Annotated in this window: 2 protein-coding genes; one reads left to right on the top strand and one right to left on the bottom strand. The window is 41.6% G+C overall.

The window, feature by feature from the left end; translation table 11 throughout:
• The coding region (locus QZU45_RS10570; protein ID WP_295355110.1) for an AarF/UbiB family protein at positions 1 to 4,780 on the top strand (4,780 nt) is incomplete at its 5' end.
• 225 nt (positions 4,781 to 5,005) lie between these two features.
• Here QZU45_RS10570 and QZU45_RS10565 read toward each other — a convergent pair.
• The gene (locus QZU45_RS10565; protein WP_295355109.1) at positions 5,006 to 5,230 is read right to left on the bottom strand and encodes a hypothetical protein; all 225 of its coding nucleotides are present in this window, start codon (positions 5,228 to 5,230) and stop codon (positions 5,006 to 5,008) included.
• Between the last annotated feature and the right edge of the window lie 187 nt (positions 5,231 to 5,417).

Genomic DNA, 5,417 nt, shown 5'->3' with positions numbered 1-5,417 from the left:
TATTCAGAATGAAAAAAATAAAAAAACAAATGATACTATAAACTTCTACAGCAGTCTGGACAGACTGTGCCGTGAACTCTATTCCATAACACCAGACAATACTGCTCCTGGTGCAGCTCTAGCTGAAATCATTAATAAGGAAGCAGGCTGTCTGGCCAGAATTATTGCCAACCGTACTCTTCTGAACGAAATAAGAGAACCTGCTCAGAGTGTAATCAAAAAGCTAGTAGACTACTGTGAACACAACAATCTTAAGACAGGGCTACTTATCAGCAATTATTTCAAAAAACCGGATAAGACATTTAAGATTAACCTGTTTTTCGTTGAAAAGGAGGCTGAAAACCCTCTGTATAAAGGCTTCCTAAAGAAGGTTGAAACAGATTTAAGTGCAATTGAGCAGACACTTGATTGCTCAATACAGAAAAAAGCTCAGCTTTTTTCACAGCAGTTAATCACAGAACTCACTGCCAAAGAAAAACCATCCTCAGATGATCTCAAAGCAATTCTGGAAAAGAACAGTGAAGCACTGAAACAGATTTATGAGGATAAGATCTGCCTGTCATCTCTGTCAGTCTCAGTACAGGAACTTTTGGAAGAAATAGCAAAAACAAATCCAGAGTTCAAAGTCCCAATCACGCTGCCACAGGCACAGGGACAGATGGTACTGGATATAGCAGAGTATCAGAGGATGTGTTCTGATTATGTCAAAATCGGAGGAGAAAATAAGGATGCTAATGAAGCTATAAAGCAGCAGGCAAAACTGTTTAATGATCACGCAGAGCTGTTATATAAGTTTAGAGAAGAAGACTTCTTAAAAAGAGTTCTCGATGAAATTTCGTCTAAAAATGAAATTCTGGAAGGATTTGCTAATAGACTGGCCAAAACAGTGGCATATCATTGCAACTCGAGCGGAGAGAAAATACAAAGTCTTGATGAATTCAAGAAAATATTCACCACCATTCAGAATGGCTTTGCCCCTGCCAAGGATACAGCAAATCTAAATCCGGCAGAGCTTAAAGAGTTCAAGCAGTGTTCCGCTATGTTTAAAGAGCTGGACACAAACGCATATGCTCTACAGATGCATGAATTTACCGGGAAGCTCTCAGATGCTTTAAGTAAAGATATAGCAGATGGTAAGTCTACAATTGGAATAAATAAACTAAAGGAAATATTTGCGCAGAACCTTGAGCTTTTTGACAGACTGTTACTCAATCTGCCTAAAGATCATGTTGACTACAAGCATGATCTGCAGGATACATTCTCAGAAGCACTTGTAAATTCTCTAAAGGCAAATGTTGCTCGAATATTTGACACTGAACAGAAGGATGGTTTTGAATTTCTTCTAGAAAAGACTCCGGAGGAGAGATTTGAGCTGTACATGGGGCTTCTAACCGACGAAGAAGAAGGAAAAGCTGTTCCAGAGCTTAAAGCTGGATTTGACAAGGCTATAGAGAGACTTGCAGATTCACTGATGCACATTTCTCCTCAAAGCAGGGACGGACTTGAACCCACCTACCTTTCAGAATTAGGCTTACAAAATCAAGATAAATATATAGGTAATATATCGACTAATATTGCAGAATATTCCGCAAAAATAACCAACTATTTTAGGGCAGTAAAACAAGAGAAGCCCGCTATTGAAAAACAGCTGAGTTTTGAAAAGAAGCTTGAAGATGAGAAGGTTCATAATTTCTTTGCCGATCTGATTCTGAATTTTGACGGCAGCAAATATGATTCGGTAATGGGGGATCCTAATGCAAAACCGGGCACCAGAATTGTGAACACTATCCTGGAACATGTCGGTACTTTCAACAGGCTGTTATCCGATCCGGAAGCCATCAATACACTGCCGGAAAATGTAAGGAATGCACTTGGAGGTGCGATTAGCGGTTTCCGTGGTCAGTTGCTGCTAAATCAGCTTGAAGAAGTTGGGGAGCCTCCTTTAGGCGGAGAAAGAGAGCCTGATAGTTACGAGATTATTGATCAGATAATGGCTTCGCCTCTGAAGGATCAGCTTAATATTCAGGATCCTGCTACAGAAAAGAACTATGTTGATATTATTACTCACCTGTTTAATAACAAGATGCTGCCATATTCTGCCCTGTCCAAGTTGGCGATGGATATGATTCAGCAGGAGAGATTTGGTCAAGAAAATACCAATAAAATACTCCAGATGTTCACCCTCACGGAAGACCAGATTAAAGATTTTTCAATAAAAGAGCCGTTTAAGAAGCTTAATACTCCAAATGATCAAACCTTAGAGAGGATTATCAAAAATAAACTTCTGCCGCTTGATCAGTTAAAAGAGCTTATCTTTGCCATGGATGCTAGTGGGTATCTGCATGTTCACAAGCCTGACTACTACATTAAGGTCGCAGAGAAAGCTTATGGTAATGAGAAAGTACCGGTTAAGGAGCCGTTTATGCTCGCCGAGCCGGGCAGTCTCAAGATGGGCGTACAGATGATGTTCCTGAAGACCAAACTGGAAGAGCTGCTCAAGAATCCTGAAGATGAAATGTGGGAGGTTATAGGCAATGCAGAAACTGCACTTAATAATGAGATTGACGCACAGGCTCAGCTTATTGGCAATGAGATTGCAGAGAAGTTTAATGAAGCTCTGAAAACAGATGGCGAACAGAAAGCTCCTCTTGATCCAACCAACAAGGATGTAACCTTAAAACAGCTGCAGGATGAAGGCAACAGCTCCTTTAACAAGACCGCATTAGGTAAGTTTATAGGCGAGGTTATGAAGACCTATTTCAAGGATATGAGTGCCATTGATAGACGCAGTATGCTCGCTGCCATGGTTCGCTATTCCAAATCAGATTCATCTCCTGCCCAGATACTCGGTGCCATGTTCAAGGGAGCAGGTCCTATCATGCAGAAGATTCTGCAGAGACTGCCTCCTGAGGCTCTAAGTGATGATCTAAAGACAGCCTTTGCAGATATGAAGTGTAATCTTTCACCTATACCAGATCGTATCATTCAGGCACATCTTCTGGAGATCGTAAACTCCTCACACGGTGAAATCTCGAAAATCAGCGTAGTAAAGTCTCTGGGTGCAGCTTCTGTAGGACAGGCCGTACTTTGCAAGTTCTATACAAAGGAGCATCCAGAAGGTATTGATAAGGTGGTCAAGTTCCTAAGACCAGATGTCCAGAACCGTGCTGAACGAGAAAAGCAGCTCTTTATCGAAGCAGCGAAGAAGGTTCCTGGTATGGATGTAACCTTTGCAGGAGATCTCAAGACTATTCTGGAAGAACTGGATCTTACCATTGAAGCAAACAACGTGGAAAGCGGTCAGATATACAGCAACAACTCCACAAAGGTAAAGAGCATGACTCTAAGCCCTCTGGTTCGCCCTACTACGGACGTGATGGTACTTGATCTTGCTCCTGGTATAACTCTTGATAAATGTATCAGAGATGCAAACGAAAACACCAAGCTGATGTTGCGTCCATTTACCCATATAGATATGAGGAATGGCACATATATGGAACGACACAAGTTCACTGGTAAGGTAACAGACAAACTTGAGCATCAGAACTACAAGGTTTCACTAGAGAACTACAATAAACTTTCAGAACAGTATCAGACTCTGCTCAAACAGCAGCAGAATCTGATGACCTTCACCAAAAACTGGGTTACTGAAGGTATTTTCGGTAAAGGCTTCTACCATGGAGATTTACATGCTGGAAATATCATGACCTCGCCAGATCAGCTTACTGTTATCGATTTTGGTAACTGTACACAGCTTACAGCGGATCAGCAGCAGCATATTATTAGAATGATGGCAGCTGCAATGTACTCAGACAGTTCAGCCTTTATTGACTCTCTTACAGCGCTACTCTCAGAGACCAGTAAGGCCAGACTCAATGAACATGTAGATAAGAATGATCCGAATACCCCTCTGGTTAAGGATCGCCTCAAGGCTGTGATAAGTGCAGTGCTTTCAAAGGGCAGCAGAAAGGATGCCGGAGCCAGAATTCTGGTAGCACTTCAGGAAGTACTGAAACTTGGTGTTGAAATGCCAGCGCCAATCTACAACTTCAGTAAATGTCAGATTGCACTGAATAACGCAATTGAAGAGACCAACAAGGCACTTCAGGATACCTTTACTGCTATGCGTATTGCAGCTGCGAATGTAGATGTTAGACAAGATGATCCGGTATCAATCTTCATGTATAACATTGGAGCCGAGAATACTCGAGATGAAAAAGAAAGAATCAAGATAATCAACAGATTCTGCACTAACGCCAAGAAGGATTTAAATAGGCCTGAATATAAAGAGTACATACGAAGGAACCTCGATTATGTAACATCAGAAGCTGAACGAGTTGGTTCCGTATTGGCTCATATTGAAGGGCATGAAGAGCTGAAAGTCATGTATGAGGAGTATAGACAGACAGCTTTACGCAAAGCAGAACTTGAGGAGATTTTAAAGAAAATCCCTGCTCCGGGAACCGAAAATAACGCACAAAAGGAGGCAGAGAATCAGATCTACCGTGAGCTTATAACAAAGGAGCTTGAGTCAGTAAAACTCACAGCAAATGAAATCTTTGAAGGGTTCTTTGAACAGTTCAAGGGAATCGTTGCCCAGGACATTGACGAAATTGCAGAAAAAGCCCGTGGCGCGGCTAAAGGAGCCAAGGGCTATGAAGACTTCCTCGACTGTATGGCAGAAGTACTTACTGACAAACGTTCACAGGCGGTGGGAGCTCTTGGCACAGGTAAGATCATCAAGTATGCAATTCCAATGCTGATAGACAGTCTTGCCTAGCATGAGTGCAATATGGAAAAACGGGCTACGGTACTTCCGTAGCCCAGCTATACATAGAGCCACAAAATTTAAGGAAAAGCTCAAATAAGCTCTTCCTTATTTTTTTAAAGTAGACAGTTATTTCAGGAGTTTGCAAGCTGACAGTGGTATTAATCCCAACCTTCTTTTCAAAGCTGAATGCCCTCTAATTCATATGAATACTACAGGAACAGCTTACGCCTAAGTTCAGATCTTATTGCCTCCATGAATCAGGTTGAGATCAAAATCTAAATCAAGCCTTTTCTGCATACGTATAGCGTGACGCATTTCAGAACGGGTGATAGCAGAGCCTGCCTTATTAGGAATTCTGATGAAATTGCCGTTTTCATCCTTTCGATTCTTTATCTCATTTTCTATATCGCCGAATCTGCCTTCGAGATCAGCTCCTTTGTAATCTGCAAACTGAAACATGACAGGAATATTCTGCTCATGGAAAAAAAAAGGACTCGGGAAATGTCATACCTCCGGATACGATCCCAAAACTGACATCTCCCAAAATAAAATTAGAGTACCTAGTACGAGTAACTGTACATAAGGCCCTGAGTAAGCTTCAGCCAGCCGTCCAGTGAAACGAACAGCATCAGCTTGAAAGGAAGAG

This window comes from uncultured Succinivibrio sp. (assembly GCF_902756765.1).
Lineage (GTDB): Bacteria > Pseudomonadota > Gammaproteobacteria > Enterobacterales > Succinivibrionaceae > Succinivibrio.
This window is presented reverse-complemented; position numbering and strand designations above follow the sequence as displayed.

Bases quoted from the DNA above. Each gene is read 5' to 3' on its own strand.
- QZU45_RS10565 (WP_295355109.1), bottom strand. From the start codon at position 5,230: ATGTTTCAGTTTGCAGATTACAAAGGAGCTGATCTCGAAGGCAGATTC.